Origin of the sequence: Bradyrhizobium sp. B117, assembly GCF_038969555.1 — a bacterium.
Taxonomy (GTDB): Bacteria; Pseudomonadota; Alphaproteobacteria; order Rhizobiales; family Xanthobacteraceae; genus Bradyrhizobium.
Genome location: NZ_CP152414.1, coordinates 8527804 through 8545127, shown reverse-complemented (window position 1 = coordinate 8545127; position 17324 = coordinate 8527804). Strand labels below are relative to the sequence as shown.

5 protein-coding genes are annotated in these 17324 nt (G+C 61.5%); 1 reads left to right on the top strand and 4 read right to left on the bottom strand.

What is annotated here, in order from left to right; translation table 11 throughout:
- Positions 1-136: 136 nt before the first annotated feature.
- Positions 137-655, top strand: a complete 519-nt coding sequence (locus AAFG16_RS40725; protein WP_342734449.1) for a S41 family peptidase — start codon at positions 137-139, stop codon at positions 653-655.
- A gap of 217 nt (positions 656-872) precedes the next feature.
- Here the strand turns inward: AAFG16_RS40725 and AAFG16_RS40720 are convergent, their stop codons facing one another.
- The 4 genes from AAFG16_RS40720 to AAFG16_RS40705 all read right to left on the bottom strand — a co-directional run bounded on the left by AAFG16_RS40720 (position 873) and on the right by AAFG16_RS40705 (position 17271).
- A complete protein-coding gene (locus AAFG16_RS40720; protein WP_283081883.1) occupies positions 873-1523 on the bottom strand; it encodes a hypothetical protein in 651 nt (216 codons plus the stop codon).
- Between the two features lie 23 nt (positions 1524-1546).
- A complete protein-coding gene (locus tag AAFG16_RS40715; RefSeq protein WP_342734446.1) occupies positions 1547-3397 on the bottom strand; it encodes a hypothetical protein in 1851 nt (616 codons plus the stop codon).
- A gap of 69 nt (positions 3398-3466) precedes the next feature.
- The gene (locus tag AAFG16_RS40710; protein WP_342734444.1) at positions 3467-10162 is read right to left on the bottom strand and encodes a hypothetical protein; all 6696 of its coding nucleotides are present in this window, start codon (positions 10160-10162) and stop codon (positions 3467-3469) included.
- Positions 10159-17271 carry a hypothetical protein gene (locus AAFG16_RS40705; protein ID WP_342734442.1) on the bottom strand — a complete coding sequence of 2371 codons (7113 nt, stop codon included), beginning with the start codon at positions 17269-17271 and terminating at the stop codon, positions 10159-10161. Before AAFG16_RS40705 ends, AAFG16_RS40710 begins: the two co-directional genes overlap by 4 nt.
- Positions 17272-17324 lie beyond the last annotated feature (53 nt).

Here is a 17324-nt window from a genome sequence, read left to right as displayed (position 1 = left end):
GTGGCTCAATAGTTCCTCCTACATTGACCTGTTACGAAATCTCGCCGAGTGTCCCAAGGAAAGACGACACTCGTGTCACGAAAATACGCGGCGCCCTTTATTCCTGAGCCGGGACACTGAAATTCCCACGCAACAAATGCACTGCACGCCCTATGCCACGGCTCGAGGTAGTTTAACATCTGAAGATACATCTGAATCGGTCGCATACGCGTGCTTCGTACTCTCCGAGCTAAAGGAGGGGCGTGGACTTAGGACGAAGAACACGAGGCCGGGCTTCGTTGGAGGCATCGCTGAGATTGCACCAGCGCCAAATCACTACACGAAAAAGGTAGTCGTTGCTGTCAATGAAAAATCCTTCTCCGCTGCCGAATTTCTCGCAGCAATTATGCAAGATAACCATCAAGCTATCATTATTGGTCAGCGAACTGGAGGAGCCGGAGGGCTAGTGCGCTCCGTTGAACTTTCGCCTGATTTCAAGAAAGCCGGCATTTCAGATTTCAAATTAACTTGGACACTTGCCTGGCGGAGCAGCGGATCTCCGATTGAAGATCTTGGTGTGACGCCAGACATATTCTACAACATCACCGTCGACGACCTTCGTTCCGGTTACGTAGGTTATCGTGAGGCATTGCTCGCGACTGCTGTCAAGCAGTAGATCAATCGGCTTCTTCAGCGGTTTTGGAGTCTAATCTTTCCCAAGGATGCCCGACTGCCAGGTGCTATCTGCGGCGAATAAATTAATCCAGTACGTATCTGGATCGCCATCAATGGCTTTCCCGGTCAGGCTTATGTTTGGCATTGTTGCTGCGTCTCCTCTAGGTAAATCGTTCTAGGCAATGACGGGAGTGGACAGCGTGTCCGGCGTGACGTGGTCAGCCCCCCTCTTTCGAGGTCGTTTTGCGGGGAAGGAATCCATCTCTTCCGACGGGGCCGGCGCGACCGTAGCGCGCGAAAAGGCGAACGACAGAATTGAACTCATAGGCTCGAATGTACTCCCAAAGCGCGGCACGCCCCTCATTGGAGAGATGATTGATCCTGTCACCGGGTTGCGGGATTTCGCCGAGCAGGACCAGCCAATACGAGAAGAGCTCGCCGAAGCCGACCGCCCCGATGACGTCGTAGCGAATGAGATGTTCGATCCGCTCCAGCCAGAGTAAAAAGTTGTCGAAAGCGGAGCGGACGGCCAGATTTCGGTCCGTGAATGTTTCCTTTTCGATTTCAGTTGGCATCAGCTTCCAGTGGACGGCGAGCGCGGTGGGCAGGTCACGGACGCCGAAGGTCTGGCCCTTCAGCGTGTCTTCCTTCCAAAACTGGGCGTTGCCATAGTCCAAAAGGCGCATGACGAAACGCACGTCCGCATCTTCGAAGAATTCCTTTGTTTGGTCGGATGCCGCCAGCGCGCGCTCGCGCTGACGGGTCAAGTTCGCTTGCTCGCTATTCATCCGATACTGATAGAGGCCGAAGGCAAAACCGGCTGCGGTCAAAGCCAGACCGATCAGTGCTGCTGCATTCGAGTCGGGCATAGCAGGGTCCTCAATGGTGAACGCTAGTGAGCGGTGTCGCCTTTCCCGCTTCCCTTGTAGGCTTTCGTCCCTAGGTAAGTCGCGTGGCTGATCAGCAGCACCGACGTGAAGGCACCTCCGGGATCGGGCAAGCTCTGGATTCCGGTCAGCAGCACGTCTGGTGCGAGTCCGCGGAGTTGCTCGACGAGCATCGCGAAATAGCCCAGGACCAGGGTGACAGTGAGCACGACATTTTGCAGCCGGGAAATATCGACGTCGCCCGAGTCGGCCACGTGTTCACCTACGAAGACGTCGGCAAGAGACGCCATCGTCGGGTCCGAACGGACTTCGACGGCTGAAGAGTCACTCGACACCGCCAGCAGGCCACGATCGGCCTGGTCGTTACTGTCCTTTGGCCTGCCACCGATCGTCGTGATCTGATCCGACGGAGAGCCGACCATTCCGAATGCCTTCGTATTCAGGATTAACGTGGAGATCATCGGTGAGGCAAAGGCGATCCCGAGTGCCGCGGCGATGGATGCCGGGATTTGGGGGAACGTACCTGGTCCGCCAAGGCCAACATTGAAAAGCGCCGCGGTGGCGAAGCCGCCAAGTGCGACGATGGTCCAGAGCGTCACTTGCGCGCGTGCCAGGGATACCCGGTTACGCTCGTCGACCCAGATGCCGACCATGCGCCCCTTGGTCCCCAGGCCAAGCGCGATGGCGAGTCCGGCAATACCGAGGGTCACCGCCAGAAATTGCACGATGATCGACCGCGTGCCGGGAGTGTCTCGCAGTCCGAGAAGCGCATTCGCGATGCCGGACCAAATCGACGTATTCGGCGTGATCGCGATAATGCCGGCATCGACTGCGCTACGCACCACAAGCTCGCACGACAGCGTCGCGTCCGTTGCGGCCGCGCCATCTGTTTCTGGCGGCTTCTTCGACGGCGGAGCCGCATTTGTGTCCGCCGCGGAAGGCCCATGGTCGAGGCAGCTCCGGATCGTAGCGAGAGCCACTCCGACCTTCGGGCCATACGGAACGATCGGCTGAGCGGGAGCGGCCGGCGCAGGCGATGCGGCGGCCGGCGGCACCTGCGCGGCCGGTGGGGCGGCCGGCGGAGGCGCGGCAGGGGCAACTGCGGCTGGCTTCACGTACTTGCCGCCGGCATCAAGGAAGCTGCAAACGCTCCGCTTCCAGTTGGGAAGCAGAGCTGCATCCGAGACGCAATTGTCGGCCAGCTTGTCGAGCACACGATACTGTATGTCGAGATTTCGGAGTTGGCTCCGTGCATTGCCGTCGCTCTGTCCCGACCATATGGCCGAGATGCCACCGAAAACGAAGATCAAGGCCGCGATCGAACCGAGCCACCATGCCGCTATCCTCATCGGCTTGGGAACGCTCCATGATCGCGGCGCCAGGCCGGTAAGGCTATACGACGAGGTGAAGCCAAGTTTGCCGGGAGCCTCTTCGCTCGTTCCATAGAGGCGGTACGTCAGGCCTGATTTGTCCTGGAATTCGAGGCCCTCGGTCCCGCCGGTCTTGTAGATCCAGTCGGGCGGCGTGCCGACGTCCTTCGACGGCGCGCCATTTCGATCGATTTGCCAGAGCGTTGCTTGCTTGGGCAATGCGACGGCGCCGTCGTAGCGGTTCTGCGAGATCTTTTCGGCAACGGCCTTCATGACCGTGTAGTTCGCCGCTTCGTCGGCAGGCAGCATGTTGCCGGCGATTTTCATTTGATCCTGAAGCCCGTTCCAGCGCGCAGCTACTGCAATGCCTGCGACGACCGACCAGAGGCGTTCCAACGATTTTGCTGAATCCGTTCCCTTTGCGGTCAATCCGCTCGTTTCTCCCAAAACGATTTTAGCGAGCCTCTCCACGTCCCCGTCAGCCATTTGGTCCCCCGATGATTTCTGCCGCTAGTCTCGCGATCGTAAGTCACGATTGACGAATGCCTGAACACGTCACGCGTGTTTCCACGGGATCGGCATCGACATTCCGAGCACCATTCCTTTGGCGTCCGGAGGATTCATGTCGAGGTCCCCTTCGATCGTTTCGTACTGAAAGAAATCCAACGGAAACGACGGCGCGGTCTCGAGATAGCCGCCCCTCGCGCGCGTCTTTGGACGCAGAATGCGGAGGAAGCGGATCTTCCCGCCATCGCCGAGCTTTGGCCCCTCGTTCGGATCCTCGAATGTTGGCCAATCGGGTTTGGCGAGGTCCAGCGATGTGGACGTGCCGTCCCAGAGCTTGACCGCGACTGGACGCTCCCGAACGCGATCGAGCGCATCGTGAATGTTGCGTGTCAGCACCAGCACGAGGACTTCCTCGAGCTGTCCCGCTTGCTGATCCACCGCTGGCGCGAGCGACTGCAGTTTCTGCACCCGTCCTTGCGCGGTGGGCTTGCGCTCGATTGAGACTATGGTCCCCGTCACTGAGGCGGTGAGATCATCCGTCGACACCGTCGACGCAACTCCATCGATGACAGCGTCGAACAGAGACATGGGCTCGGCAAACTGCCACCACAGCGATGGTGTAAATGTAGAAAGCCTTGCCGGCGAAATGGCCGCCTGAGCTCCCGTCGCCTTCATGACCATCGTGAGGGGCTGATTGATGGGAACCTCGATTGCACTGGTCAGCGGCAGGCACGCCACCGATAGCCAACGATTTTCGGTCGGTAACAAAATCTCATCCGTCGTATCGCGTGCGATTCGGGCGCGCACAGCGATGTCACCGGCCGGCTTGTACGTTTCGCCTTTCTCCGGTTTGTCCCGGGCCGACACGATCAGACGTAAACGCACGTCGCCGCCGGCCGGGACGTCCAGCGTCCAGGTGCCGGCATCACCTAACTGCGTGAAGAATTGGAAAGCGATGCTCCGTTTTGCGCCGTCGCCCTTCACGCTGAATGTGATACGAACGAACTCGCTGTCGCTGTCGTCAGTGAATTGAAAGCGGATCGCCGAGCCGTCCAGGTCTTCCGTGCTGGCGATGTCGATCGCGAGCCCTTCATGCTCGGCGGGGAAGATGCCCTTGCCGACGACGTCCTTGAGGTCTTTGAAGTCTACCGGCGCAAAGTCCCGCATAATCTTGCGGCTGTTGGACAGCCGGAAGCGGTTGGATGCATCGTTCATCGCCAGAAGGCGCGGTTCGCAATAGAATTTATTGTACGATGCTGGAGCGAGGCCCTGGCCAGTGAGGGCGGTCGCAGGGTCGATGCTCTCCGGAGCCTCGAAACGACGAAACTTCAGTTTCACGAACGACCAGGGAACAACGTCGGGTTTGACGGGCGTTATCATCAAACCGGCGTGATCGAAACGCCCGGCCTCTGTTGCGAGGTCGAAGGTGTAGCCGATGGGACCGTCGATCCGCAGCGGTATGATCGCGCCGCCGGACCCGCTTCCGCTCCGGATCGAGTCCGGGCCGTGCTCCTGCCAGTATTTGAGGGCATCTGTCGGCCCGTCGGTGCCGGCGTCGATATTGCGTTGAAGCGCAGCTCGTTCCGCAACCAATCTGTCGAGCGCTTCTCCAGTCGGCGGAGCGGTGCCGTCCGATGGATTCAAAAGCTTATCGATCGTCGCGACACGCGTTTTTCGTTCGGCTCGTGTCATCGGATGCCGGGCCATTTCGACCATGGCGTCGATGCCATCTCCGACATGGAAATTCGGATAGAGCGGTTCGTTAAACAAGGCCAGGAGCGGAGGAACGGTTCCCCACGCCATGGCGCGTTCGGTCAGTGGCAGAACGATCGCCAGACCCGGACGCTTGGGACGACGGTCATTGGAGCGATCGGCCAGCACCTTGTTCTGCCAGATCGCGCTGCCGTTCGGCCCCCGATGACTGGAGCGCATGAATTCCGGCCGTCCAGGCCGCATCGCCTTGTAGCGGCTCACGATGCGAAGACCGAAGCGCCACAAATTCATGCCGCCACGCCAGTCGAGGCTCTTGTCGAACAGGCGTGGAATGGGGTTGCTTGGGCCAGGATCGCTGCGCCGCCTCAATCCGCCATAGACATGGGCACGCTCGATGCGACGTTCGAAGACTTCCCCAACGTCATCGTTGCGACGGTCCGAGAACGATGTGTCGAACAGCTCCCGATACCGGGGTTGGTCGATTGCCTCGGCTCCGGTCGTGGCCAGCCGGTACCATTGGTCGTCCTGCGGCCTGCCGCGCCAGCTCCAGCGTTGCGATTCGAGCGCAGCGAGATGGCAATAGCGCAAGGCAGGATACGTCGACGTTCTTCCTGTGAACGCCGCCGTCAATGAAATCCATGCCTGCTCGGCATATTCGGGGGCCCGGCGCAGGTCGATGTTCAGCGGCTGTGTTCCCAAGATCTCGGGCACGTTTTCGGTCGCGACTTCGAGCGTCAGCACCAGGGGGCCCGCCAGCCGCATCTTCGCGTCGATCGGACAGTGTCTGAGCGTGGCCTTAACAGCAGGCGAAAGCCGCTGGTCGCGCGTGAAAGGGCAAAGCTTGTCTTGCTTGTCCGGCAATCCTGCATAGACGCGCAACTCGTAGATGCGACCCGGCAAGAGTGTGGCAGTATCGCCGGTCAGACCTTCCCGTCCATTTGGATCGACCTTGATGGTCATGGACGGCGTCGGCGCGACATGGCGACGGCCAGAGCCATCGAAGCCGAGCACGTCCTCGAGGGAGGTCCAGGCAGCTCCGACTGCCGCCATCTTGAACTTCTGAAAAGTTGGAAAGATGCATACCAGTTCACCGTACAATTGTGTCACGGCCGGATCATCGAGGGACCGATCGTCCTTGGTCTTGTTTGGGCTCGTTGCTACGCCGAGCGCGGCGTCGAGCGCCTTGGCAACGACCGGTCGGCTGGCGACAACTCGATCGTCGAACAGGGGAGGGTTGATCCATCGCCCGTAAGTACCAAATTCCACCGTCGGTCGTTGCAATCGGATCGTCATCTGGCGAGCGCCCGTCGCGGCGCCGACCTGGATGCCGTCGAGCACGTAGGTCGCGCGCATTTGATGGCCCGATTCCGGCGCAATTCGCGGCTTACCGACAGCGATGCTTGCGAAGTTTCCCGCGCTGTCGAGCTGACTAACGATCGGTGTGACGATCGGGGGTTGGATGTCGACGTCCTTGTCCGTCGCGATAATGATCAGGACGTCTCGCCATTGCGCGATGTCGCTGGCGGGCTGCTGCAAGTCTTGCGTTGCCGCCGGAAAATCAAATTCATCCTCGGCCCATTCGGGCTCGTCAACTCCCGCGGCGATCGTCGTTATGGCCGTGAACGCTTCGACCCGAATCGCTCCGCTTCTGCCAACGTCGTGCGTCAATGTCAGCAGGTCGGTGATGGCTTCGCTCGGCCCCGAGCGGCCCCGGAACGTGATGGACAGCTTGCGCGCTTCGTTTGTTTCAGGCCACTCCATGCGGCCGATGTCGATCCGCAAACCCGGGTCGGGACCGGCGCGGACTTCGAGAACGCCGGCACGTCCTTCCCGATTGAGGAAGAAACGTCCTTGCACATCGCCTCCGATGGTCACGGGAGCTGGCCGTATCGGTAGTTCACCGGCGAGCGGCACGACGCCGTCGGGAATCGCTTTGGATCGGTCGCCCGCAAGCCTTGGTGCGCCGATTGGACGTGTTCGTCGGTAGAGCGCTGACCGACGCACCGCATCCGTGTTTGTTGCGATCTTAACCTGTCCCTTGAGCGGCCCGGTCGTTTCAATCGGCCGGATCGTCAATGGATCATTGGGATCATTGCGCAAGATCGGAGGTAGGGTCCCGCCGTGACCGATGACGTATGGGACGACGTGGAAGGCATAGCCGAATGATAGCGCGAACAGGCGATAGTCGGTGGCGCCATCACCCGTGGTCGGCGGAAACCGATAGGCTTCGATGCGGCGCGCGAACGAGGATGGAACGTTGTCTAGCGCGGCATCGGTGACCATCTCGGCCACCGGCGAGCGATTGTCGTATGAAATCAAGGCAGCCCGTATGCCGCCAATCTCTCCGACCTGCAGTGGGACCGGATCAACGATGGCTCCGCTGGCCCAGGCAAGATTACGGACCATCACCGCGTTGGCTTCACTGAGCGCAGCTCGCGCCGAACCTTGCGACGAAGTGTCGGGGGCATGCAGCGTGGCAACGTTGAGGCTACGCCACGCTTGGATCGGATCGCTCAAGGTGTCGGTACGGGCCATCAGGGCTCCCACACCAGACAGCCGGGTCCAAAGGTCGGCGGCACCGGCAATGCTCTGGAGCTGGTCGAAGCGGAAAACCAGTGGAGGCGAATCGACGGTGAGGCGGCGGCTGGAATCATCGCCGCTTCCTGACTCGTCTGTCGTTGATGGCACGAGGCTGCCGGCGTGACGAACGGCATCGCGGCGAGCGGCCTCGACGATCGCTTTCAGCAAATTGGCAAGTTTCTCCTCATCACTCCCGGGACTGGCAGCCGTGAGGCCCGCATCGGTGAGCGCTGCACCGATGATCAGATCATACAATGACGCGGCGGGACGGCTGCCGTCGGCACGCTCGGCGCCGACGAGGGCGGCAACGCTGGCTACCAGCCGCTCGTCGAGGGGAAGCTGCGCAGCCGCATCTTGCTCGTTCTGAGGCTGGGGCGCGTCCCATGTCAATCGTCCGGCCGTCAGTCCAGGAATGTACGGCCCGATCACGGCCAATGCGAGATCGGCGCGAAGGCCGGGTCCGGTCGTAATGCGGTCCAACGCGGTACGCAGCGGCGTTGCAGTCGCGTCGGGCATGATGATGCCAACGTCCGGAATGTCCGAAACATCTGCCTTCATCGACAGATAGAAGGCTGCCCCGAGCAGACGGTCGGCCGGCACAGGCGCAGAACCGCCGGCCGATAACGTGACGCTGACGGCCGCATTTGCGTCGGGTCGGATGATCGCAATCTCGACGCGGATCGCCGCTCCACGCGCGAGCGTCGTTGAGATGACGGAGGCGCCATCCTGAAAGATGGCAACGTCCAACGTGGCAGACGCCGCCATCCCGGCGATACGAATTTCGGGTGGGATGGGGCGACCTGGCGTCGTCACGAACGCCACGACTAGCTTGAAATCGCCTGCAGGCGGCGTGAGAGCGAGATCGAACGCCACTTTCGTCGGTGCCGCCGGCGCGATGGGGGCCGCGGATGCGGCCGGCCCAAGGTCCAGCACAGCGCTCGATACTGCTTGGGTGGCTCCAGGGCCGAACGCTTGAGCGTCGGGGGGAATAGTCAATGTCCGTGCGGCGATCACGCGAGGCGCAGCGATCAGCAGCGGATGAGGACCGGCGGACGAAAGATCCGGTCCGCCGAGCCAATTGCGTGCCACGAACTTCCGCAGGCCATCGTCTGACTCGATGCTCTCGATTTCGGGGGCTATGGCCGAGCCCGGAGGATCGAGCGGCAAACCGAGCAGCCCCTTCAACCTGCGTGAATTGACGGAAGCAAAGCGGGCTCGAAGCGGATTGTTGCTGACGCTTCCGGGGTCACGTTCAGCGGCGCCCAGGATCAGGGCCGCTGTGAGATTCCAGAAGTGGGCTTGGCGGAGGGAGAGGCCTTCCAGTATCGAGAAGCCGGGTGGCAGCGCAATCGCGGAAGCGGCGCTGCGCCTGCCCACGACCCACCATGAAATCGAATCAAGGGCCATGAGAAACTTTGGCGTCAGTTCTGAGGCGAGATCCCGGGCAAGCGCGCGCCGCAGCTCGTCGCCGCCCGCCACCTTCGTGATTTCACTGGTCACAGTCGCATCCAGCACGCCGAACACACGGGCCCACGGATCAACGACTTCGGCGATCCGTCTTGAGAGGGAGGCGGCCCAGTCCTCATCGGTCAAGCCGTGACCGAGGGCCGGCCTCTTGATCAGCATGGTCTCCATGTCGATGAGCCGCTGGGGATCGCCGGACGGACTGAGATCATCCCATGACAAGCTCGGTCGCATGTCGACGGATCCGTCCGCGAACATGGGCGCGGGACCAGGACCAGGCGTCGGTACAAGGTCGACGCGACAGAACTCGCCGTTTTGATCCGAGATCATGGTGGGACCGGCCGGATCGAGCGTGTAGGTACCGCCGCCGGTCGGACCGAACAATGGTGCCGCGATGAAAGTCGTGCTCTTGTCAGGCGCTGGGTCGAGCGTGAAGACGGTGAACACCTTGTTGGCAATCGGAACTGGGTTCGGCAATCCTGTCAGGCTTTCGACAATCCCAAACACGGTGCGCCCAGTCACCTCTGCCGTACCCGCCGGCATGCACAGGGCAGCTTCGAGGCCACTCGTGTTGACGATTGAGGCGATTTCCTCCTCGAGCCGGCGGTGAAAGCGCCTGCTTCCGTCGGCGCCGGGAAGATCGAAATCCACCGGCGCATTGGCGGCCGCCGCGACGGTGGTTCCGGCGTCCAGATCCTGGACGGTAGGAACTCCTGCGATGTCGACGATGCGCCAGAATCGCCAGGCGGTGACGTCATGCGGATTCCAGGTCCCGCTGCCATCCGCCAGGCGCCACTTCCAGGGCAGGATCTCACCGATCGCGTCCGTCAGAAGCGCTCCGTCGGAACCATCGATGACCGCGCTTACCCGTAGCGAGATCTGAGCCTTGTTGCTCACGTCCGGCAGACGATCCGCCTGGACCTTTATTCTGAGATTGCGCGGATCGGGAGCCATCGACGATCGGTCCTTGGGGTACAACAAAATCAAGCGTAAGAATCGGAATAACCTTCAGACTGCTTTTTCTCGCCAGCAAACTGATACTCGACGTGCTGGGAGACGCGCAGCGTGTAGAAGACGCTGATCTTGAAACTCAGCCGGAGCGTTCCGGACCCGATCATCAACGAGCCGTCGTAGGTAACCTCCAGCAGCAGCGAAATGGCAGCCGTGATCAGGCCTGCGACGTCGACGTTGCCGCGCGCTAGTATGAAAACTGAAATTGCAGTGGTGTTGCCACCGGGGCCGGTCGACCACGTCATCGTTATCGAACAGCCGACCTGAAGCCAGACGCCACCCGATACCACGCCAAAGTTGAAGCCTAGTCCAACGCCGGCGAGGATACCCACCTCGAGCGAATAGGTCAGGATCGGGTGAGGTTTGGCGATTGGAAGAAACGATAGCCGCTGCGTCAGGAATCCGCCGCCGTTGAGGATCCAGACGCTCAGCGTGAATGGCATTGTCTTGGTGGCGACCGACAGTTCACACATCAACTCGAATTGAGGAACTGCGGCGATGCCGAACAGAATGTGCAACGAAAGATTTGAGATTCCGAAAACGCCGAGCTGCAGGTCCGGCAGATCGATGTCGAGCGTGGCTGCGATGCCGGCGGGCACGCCGCCACGCATCAGCGGTTCAATGACGAGCCCGTCCCCCTCGCCGGAAGCGGCAAGAAAATCAGTCAGGAACGCCAGCGCGTCGGCGAGTTCGACACGTTCCGGATCGATCTTGAAGTCGATTTTGCCGGAGTCGTCGAAATACAAGCCGGTCTGACGGAATGTGAGGATGTCCTGTCCGCTGGTCACGACTCGCCAGTCGCCGAAGATGCGGCCATTGAATATCTTTTGGGTCCCGTCGCGGCCCACCGACATCCGCGCCTTGGCATTGAACTTGGCTTCGTCGACGACGATCTCGACGGGGCCGAACGACAAGAGGGGCGCGGGCTCAGTGAAGGGGACGTCGATGTCGGTCTGAAGCCAGGCGCGCATCTGGACGTTGTTGAAACCGTGCTGAACCCTGATGGCCTTGGAGTCGTCAAGATCCGGGAAGGCAAATCTTTGAAGCAGGCCGCGGAAATCGATACCGCCCATATTCGGTATGAGATCCGCCACGGACAGTTGCTTCAGTTTGTCGGGAATGAACTGCTCGGCAACGCCACTCGAGGGCAGCCGCACGCCGAACGACTGAAGCATGTCGCCGACCGCCTTGCCGGCCTTGTCGGCCGCCGCAAGCGTATCCGAAACCCGGTTGACCAGCGCAATCGCCGGGGTCATGTCGACGACCTTGTTGGCCTCGGCGAGCACGTAGGCGACTTCTGGTCGATTGAAACCGAGCCGATCCGTTTTTGGTGGGTCACCGACGGCACGAAGTAGCCGTAAGGTATCGCTGCCTTCCTGATAGAGCCGATTGGCCTGGTCGGCCAATTCCACTGGATCTGTTCCCAGCGCGTCGCGCAAAGTCTCCTGGACCGCGCCGGAGATCTGTCGTGCACGATTTTCGACCTCGCGCGTGACGCGTTCGGCTTCTTCCGCGGCACGCCGCTTCAGGTCTTCGACGGAGCCCTGTGCATCGTTGATGGCTTGCTTTACCGCATCGTCCAACCGTCTCTTGTAACCGTCGACGTCGAGGGCATTCTGCAGCCAATCGGCGACCTTCTGCGCGTCCTTCCGTATCTCTCCTATAAAGTTGTCGAATACCGCGCAGGCATCCTTGAGTTCCTTCCCAACGTCGTCGATCGCGGCGGTGATGCCGGCAGCGAGCGCGTCGAGTGTCTTCCGTAGAGCGGTTGCAACAATTTCGCCCTGCGCTACCACGGCCTTCTCGATCAATCCGCTGGCGTCAGCTATTGCCGTCAGCGCCCGATGGATAGCGCCGGTGGAATCGGCATCGTCGTCGGGATCTTCAGGAGCCGAGAGGGCAATGATCGCATCGGCTATCCGATCGAAGATGCTGGTTGCCTCATCAAGGCCCGCGTCGATCGTGTCTTCGAGAAACACGACGAGGGCGCGCGCGGCATTCTGTGCCTCGGCGATGATTTGATCGAGTTTGGTGGCGAGCGCTTGGAGTGATCCGCCGGCGGTACCGAGACGGGCTTTCAATGCGTCCTCAAACTGCTTGAGCGACGCCTCGTAGGAAGCGAGAGCCGCTCTCACGTTGTCACTGATCACAGCACCGACGTGAGTAAGACCATCGGAGAGGGTGATTGCCTGTCCCAACGTGTCGTGGATGGCCGGCAGGATGCGGCGCGCTGCCATGAGAGCTGCCGTATCGTCGATATGCGAAAGTTCGGTGTCGATTTGCTGGGCTTGCTTGCGAAGCTCGTCAAGCGTCGCGCGTGCGGACGCCGCGATCGAATCGTTGACCACCGTCGCCGTGCCAACGTCGTCCTTCAGCGTCTTGAACGCATCGTGGATCTTGCCGAGTGCGGCCGGAATTGCCACGTCTTGCGCTTCACCGAGTGAGGCGCCGGCGACTGCCTTGACGGCCTCGAGATCGGCCGTCACCCGCTTTGACAGGAGCTCGATTTCCGCTCGCACTTCGTCCGCCACGGTGGCAATCCGGTTCTGCAGTCCCGACAGCTTGTCGATCAGGTCGGCGCGTTCGTCCGGCGATAGCCATGCATCCTCGCTGTCGAGGAACACGCTGACGTCGCGAACGATGCCGGCGATGTTGCGGATCGGCCTCAGGCCACCGTCGAGTGTGGAATCGATCGCTTCGCCGGCGATCTTGCGCAGACGGTCGACCTGTCCCTCGGCAGCATCCTTCAGGCGGTTGACCAGCGAGGCGCAGGGTGATTTTGGGTCAACCTTGCTCAGATCGATCGACTTGAGCGAGTTCTTGATGTCGGAAGTCGCGGACCTGAGATCGCCGACGAAACTCGGATGGTCGAGCGCCGCGCCGATGGCTGCGACGGCGTCGTTTTTGACATCGGTGAGAGGCTTCTCGGGATCCAGTTTCTCGAGGACGCCGAGCGCTTGGCCGACCTTGGCATCGATGGCCGCCCGTAGGTCGGAACTATGCTGCGTCAGTGACTGCCCGAAAATCGTCACTGGGCTTGGGGCGCCGACGGCGGTTAGTGGTGCGGCGCGGGCAATTGTTATGTTCTTGAGTATCGTGCCGGGGCCGCTGGGAGCCCGGCCGTGGGTGAGGACAGCCGGCTCCTTCGCACGGACCAAGCCGACGGTCATCCGCTCGAAACCAGGTGCGTGCGCCGGCTCTGACGGCATCATGGCGTCGGTGAGATTGGCGCTGTTGGGTTTCATGCGGCCGGCGGCCGGTGGCGGTAGATCGATGAAATCGATATCGCGCACCGATCGCCATGCATCGGTGTCGTCGCCGCTTTCGCCGTGGACCACGGAAGTGTAGAAGACGAGCTTTTCCGGCTCGTCGACCTCGACGGAAATTTCGCCGTCGCCTTCTCCCGCCAGCAGGAAACGAATCTGCGGCTTCGGATAGATCAGCGAGGGATCGTCCGGATTAATCGGGGGATCGCCTGGCCTGGAGGGGGCCAATACCGGAGGGAGGGTCGCGAAGGCCCTGTTCCACAGAGGCACTTGCCAGCCTTCACGGCGCACATCGCCGCCCCAGCGGCTATCGACACGGATTTTGCCCGACTTGAACTCGACGCCGACGAGAAATCCGGCGGCTGCGATCGACTTGCCGCCCTCGGGATAGCGGCGCACCGGCTGCAGCAGCTCGACGTACTCCTCGACCTTGCGAAGGATCGGGCGTCCGACGTGTTCGTCCTGCAACGGGCCGATCGGGTCGAAATTGAAGAATTGCGCGGAAGGTACGACGGACCGCTCATAGATGATGACGTGTTTGGCTCGATTCCAGAGAGCGCCGATGCGCCCGATGCGCTCGAGCTTGTAACGGTGGACGCGGCCCTGGCCGGTCTCGGTCTCGACAACGGTCTTCTTCTCGTCGAACAGCGCCCGCTGGCCGCCATAGCCACCGTGCGCGGAGAGGTGGACGCCTTTCGCCGAACCCCCGTCCGCGTCCGGTCGGCTGTAGACCTTCATCAGGATATTAGCGCTCTCGAAGGCCCAGGCGACCCCGCCGGGAAAACTCTCCCGGTCGTCCTGGCTGGTCGAAAACGTCTGCGCGAGCTTCTTCGATTCGATTAGACCACCGGTATCTGCCGGGATTTCGCCTTGTACGGGCCAGCGAAGAGGGGTCGCGGGTCCATGCGCCGGGTCCAATCCTCCGGTGCGTAGCCTGAAACTTACGCCGTCCTCGATCTTCAGCTCGGCATCGGGGTGACCGCTCCAGAGCTTGTCGACGGCAAGTCGCCTGCGCTGGGCCCGCAGCACGAGGCTCGCGAGTTGCAGGTGGCTCTTTAGTGTCGCGCGAGACGCGCTCGCCGTATCGGACACGGGAGATACGGGCGCTCCGATCGTTGCGCCGATCTCGGTGACGAAGGCCTCGGTGCTCTTGTCGGTGGTGCTGATCCTCGTCGTCAAACCGTAGAGCAGCTCGAGCCGAAGCTCCTTCAAGCGGGAGCCCGGCGTTCGCATGGTCGGATAGCCCATGTTACGACGGAGATTCCAGCCTGGCTCGCGGAAGTTGGTGTCCGCAAAGGTGGGGTCGACCTCCAGGCGTGCGTGCGCGCCAAACCGCGCGGCCGCCGGGCGGCCTGGTTCGATATCTTTTGGGGCGCCGACGATTGCGGTTGCGTTCTTCTCCATCGCCTCGCCGATGACCTGAGGCGGCAGTACCATCCGCACCGCTTCGGAAGGATCAAGCACGCGCCAGGACACGTCACCTTCGTCGCTCCATATCGCGACTTCGTTGCTCTGATCGGTGGCGGCCCGAGCGGGTTCGACATACTCCACGGCGGCGACCCGGAACGGGGTCGGGTCGATCACCAAGGCGAGCCGCCTTGGAGCGGCGCTGGTTGTCGTGGTCGATCTGATCGCGCGCAGCGAAAGGGAGACCGACTGATTTTCACCGGGCGCGAGTGATTCCGTGGCGACCAAGGCCTGAATGAGCTTTTCGTCATCGGGTTGCTCGGAGCCGCCGCGGTAGTCCAGTTCGAGCAGGAGCGGCTCGTCAGGGTCATCCGAAATGGGCGTCGGGCGACCGAGCAACTGCCTGCGGATCTGAGGAGGCAGGTCGTCCTGGCCGATTGGCTTCACGCGCTCGATCGGGAACTTAACGACCGCCTGCAATTGCGCATCTGGCAGATCGTCACCACCGGATCGGGCAAGAAGCCCGGTCAGATCCGCCTTGGTGACCATCGTGAGGTCCGGCGCCTTTAGAAGCGAGAAGCCCAGTGCGCCGAGTGCTATCTCCGAGCCATCGGTGCTTTCGAGCGAGAAGCCAAACTTGATCGTCGGCACAGTACCGAGATCGTCGGTCTGCGTGATAGCAGGCTGCCATGCCGGTCCGTCCGTGCACGCGCCGGGCTGGACATCGGTGCTCGCGGCGACGAACGGCGCGGAGATGCGCGCCTTGCAGACCGGCGCCGTGCCCTCCGTTGCGATCATACGAGCGAACGTCGCCGTACAAGGCGAGGCGAAGCGCGGATCCTCGTCCGACTTGCCTTTCTCGACGAGCTCGAATGCGGTGACCCCCTGCCACATATCGGGGATGAACCGCGGCTCGAAGGATAGGAAAGCCGTTTGGCGCCGCTTATCGGCCGCATCCTTGACGGTGCCGGTGGTCGGCACGATGACACGGCGCCAGGCGGAATTCTCGCGCAGCAACCCGACTGCGTGCCACGGCGTTCCGCGTTCCGACTTGCGTTTGGCCAGTGCAGGGATGACGCTCAGTGGCGTCCCGTCACGGACCTTGCGCAGACTGTCATGCTCATCCTCGATGACGGCATCGAACGCGTCGATGACGAAGTCGGTTATCTGATCGGGTCGCCGAAGCTTTGGGTCCGCTTTAGGATCGACGTTGAGTGGATCGAGGCGGGCGGCGACGATCCATTGCACCGGTACGAACGGCTTGAGGGCGCGGGCGCCGATGTCACCGACGCGTTGCTCTTGGGAGAAGCGGACCCGGCCTTTGACCGGCAGAAGCTCGGGTTTGGAAAAGAACCGCTTGAGGATACTGCCGATCTTGCCGCTATAGTTCCAAAGGGTTAGCTCGAAGCGCAGAGCGACACGGATGATGTCATGGGAGCCCGTGTCCTTGTTGAATTGGTGCTCGACCGCACGAAGCCCGAATTCGCGGCGCGGACGGTTGGGCGGTTGACTGGGAATGCCCTGATCGACGAACAGGGGTATTACGTCGACCTGATCGGCGGAGAGATTGCCGTCATCGGGTTTGACGATCGCGTCGATGAAATCGCTATCTGCATAGCGTAGTGGAACGATGCTGAGCGCGGGTTCTCCACGATCCCATGGACCAATCGTGAGGGCGATCTGGATAAGCCGGCAAAGCGCGCCTCTCGGCGCGGCGGCGGTTTTCCACAAGGATTGTGTCGGTGTCGCCTGGACCACATCGAGGCCCACGTGAAAGCGGGTGTCATAGCGGTCGCCTGAGGTGGCGACTTTCGGCCTGATCCAGTGGCCGTTCAACGCGAGGCGAACCTGAAGCCTGATCGCGAGCGCTTTGAAGTTGCCGGATTTTCCAGTCGCCGGCGTAATGACGAGCTTCGAAACCTGCCATCGCGGCGCCGGCTTGTCGGCCAGCGTGCGGGCCAGGGCGATCGTATCGAAGCGGGCGAGGGGACCTTCGTCGAAGACGTCCCAGGCCTTCTGCTGCCGCTTGAGCGGATCCTTCTCCGCCGCATAATTGGTCGGCGCGCGATATGCCGTGAACAGAGCGATGCCGCGAAGTTCGATCGCAGATGCTGGCGGGGCTGGGTCTTGATCGTCATCGACGGCGGCGTGACCCAGATGCGGGTCGTTCGCGTCGCTGCCGTCGTGATAACGGGCATTCGCCCCGTAGAGCGGGTTCTTCGGAGCGAACGGGTTGTCACGATCCCTGAGAAGATTTTTGAAGACCGCAAGATCGTAGCAAACGTAGCGCCAGTCGGTTCCGTCCAGATCGTTGGTGCCGATGACGACGGCCTCAAGCGGTCCATCCGACCTGTCTTCCATCGCGCGAATGGCGATAAAGGAAATTCTAGCCGGCCCAGCGACGCCCGCCATGGTCCAATCCCCTAAGCAAAAACGTCGTGCCGAAAACAGGAAGTCCAGAAATG